The sequence below is a fragment of the Corynebacterium sp. HMSC11E11 genome (assembly GCF_001807025.1).
Taxonomy (GTDB): domain Bacteria; phylum Actinomycetota; class Actinomycetes; order Mycobacteriales; family Mycobacteriaceae; genus Corynebacterium; species Corynebacterium freneyi.
The window spans coordinates 1-2417 of sequence record NZ_KV787117.1 but is presented as its reverse complement, the minus strand read 5'-3'; the positions used below and the strand labels follow the sequence as shown (position 1 = coordinate 2417).

Annotated in this window: 2 protein-coding genes; both read left to right on the top strand. The window is 64.5% G+C overall.

Annotation, left to right across the window (positions count from 1 at the left end):
* Positions 1–273 precede the first annotated feature (273 nt).
* Complete coding sequence (locus tag HMPREF3121_RS02995) at positions 274–1725, top strand: glyceraldehyde-3-phosphate dehydrogenase (protein ID WP_070519753.1); 1452 nt, start codon at positions 274–276, stop codon at positions 1723–1725.
* A gap of 185 nt (positions 1726–1910) precedes the next feature.
* Complete coding sequence (locus HMPREF3121_RS12975) at positions 1911–2045, top strand: hypothetical protein (protein WP_256388230.1); 135 nt, start codon at positions 1911–1913, stop codon at positions 2043–2045.
* Positions 2046–2417 lie beyond the last annotated feature (372 nt).

Genomic DNA, 2417 nt, shown 5'->3' with positions numbered 1-2417 from the left:
CGACCGGTCACCCATGGGGTGGCCGGTCGCGGCGTTTTCGGTGCAGGGGCGCGGGCGGGTGCCGGGTCGGTTGCGTGTGTCGTCGGCCGGTACACCCCTTTGGGCGTGTCGGTGCACCCGGTGGGACGTGCGTTGCGGGAAAGACGTACTTTTGAAGGAGGACTCTTCGAACCGAAAAGTACCCCCGTAAGCACGCGAAAGAACCCCCGGGCGTTCCTTCGCCGCGGAATAATCCCGCCCTCACGAACGCCCCCTTGAACCCCAGGAGGATCCATGGCGACGCCGGCACCGATCAACCACAGCGACTGGAACGAGCGAGTCGTCCTCGCGGAGAAGATGATTCCGTTGCTCGGCCAGCTGCGGCGCGAGAAGAACGTCGTCACCTCTATCTTCGGCCGTCTGCTGCAGAACCCGACGGAGACGTCGATCATCAAGTCGCACCGCTACGCCCGGCGCATCACCTCGCAGGAGCTTCCGCTCGAGCAGACCCTGCCGATCCTGGAGCACCTGGTGAAGATGGATCTGGGCACCGCCTCCATCGACCTCGGCGCGCTGGCCACCAAGTTCGAGGCCGAGGGCGGCGATCTGGGCGAGTACCTCGAGCGTGAGCTCGCCGACGTCATCGGCACCGCGCATGAGACCCCGAAGGCCGACATCGTCCTGTACGGCTTCGGCCGCATCGGTCGTCTGCTGGCCCGCATTCTCCTCGCCCGTGAGGCCGTGTTCAACGGTGCCCGCCTGCGCGCCGTCGTCGTCCGCAAGAACGGTGACGACGACATCGCCAAGCGCGCTTCGCTGCTGCGTCGCGACTCCGTCCACGGTGCCTTCGACGGCACGATTTCCGTCGACCGCGAAAACGACATCATCTGGGCCAACGGCACCCCGATTCAGGTCATCTACTCCCCCGACCCGGCCACCGTCGACTACACCGAGTACGGCATCGACGACGCCCTGGTCATCGACAACACCGGCCGTTGGCGCGACCGCGAGGGCCTGGGCCAGCACCTGAAGGCCAAGGGCGTGTCCAAGGTGCTGCTCACCGCCCCGGGCAAGGGCGACATCCCCAACATCGTCTACGGCATCAACCACAAGGGCATCGACGCCGACGAGAAGATCCTGTCCGCCGCGTCCTGCACCACCAACGGCATCACCCCGGTGCTGAAGGTCGTCAACGACAAGTGGGGCGTCGAGTTCGGTCACGTCGAGACGGTTCACTCGTTCACCAACGACCAGAACCTCATCGACAACTTCCACAAGGGCACCCGCCGCGGCCGTGCGGCCACCCTGAACATGGTGCTCACCGAGACTGGTGCCGCAAAGGCCGTCGCCAAGGCTCTGCCGGAGTTCGAGGGCAAGCTGACCGGTAACGCCATCCGCGTTCCCACCCCGGACGTTTCCATGGCGGTGCTGAACCTGACTCTGGACACTGAGGTCGACCGCGACGAGGTTAACAACTACCTGCGCGAAGTTTCCCTGAAGTCCGTCCTGCGCCAGCAGATTGACTACATCCACTCACCAGAAGTGGCCTCCACCGACTTCGTTGGTTCCACCCACGCTGGCATCGTCGATGGTCTGGCTACCATCGCCAACGGTAAGCACCTAGTGCTCTACGTCTGGTACGACAACGAGTTCGGTTACTCCAACCAGGTCGTTCGCATCGCTGAGGAGATTGCCGGTGCTCGCCCGCGCGTCTACCCGAAGCGCAAGCACATCGACGAGCTGTAAGTCGGCGGTCCTGGGCTTGAGCTGTTGAGCCCTCGAACGCCATCTTCCCCCTCCTAAACCACGAGGTTTGAGGCGATGGGGAGGGCAGGGGAGGGGGACCAGGCGGTAGGGGATAGTTCGAAGCGCGCGGGTCGAGGCATCCGCGACCGCGCATTCGTCCGCGCGGCGGTGAAAGGCGGAGGCTCATGGAAGAGCTGGTTTTCGGCCTCCAGTTCCGGGCCTCCGGTGACATCGAGCACGGGCGGGGGATGAAGATCCGGGAAAGTGATTTTGAGATCGTCGAATACGGCTCGGCGGAAGTGGCCCTGTTCGGCGCCTAGGTGGCGGCGTCCGGCCGCGGGGGCGGCCCCGGGCGCTGTTGGGCCGAGGGGTCGGCCGCCACTCAGTCCCGATCCGCGTGGGGGCCCCTATGCGGATTGTCAATAGTCAGGCGTGGACTTTCACGTACATCGCATGGGGGTGTTGTAGCCATCACTGATCGCCGGGCCACATCGTGCGGGCCGGCGGTGATCAACGCAGCGGCCTACACACCCCTGGCGATGTTTCTAGCAGGGATTTCTCGGAAGAACTCACGCCGAGTCAACAGGGCATAGATGACGTTGTAGCGGCTCCGGGCAAGCCGCATCACCGCGGCTTGTGCTTCTGTCTTTCAGCCCGTTTACGGGCTCATCCGGATCTGGAGTGCGTAATTA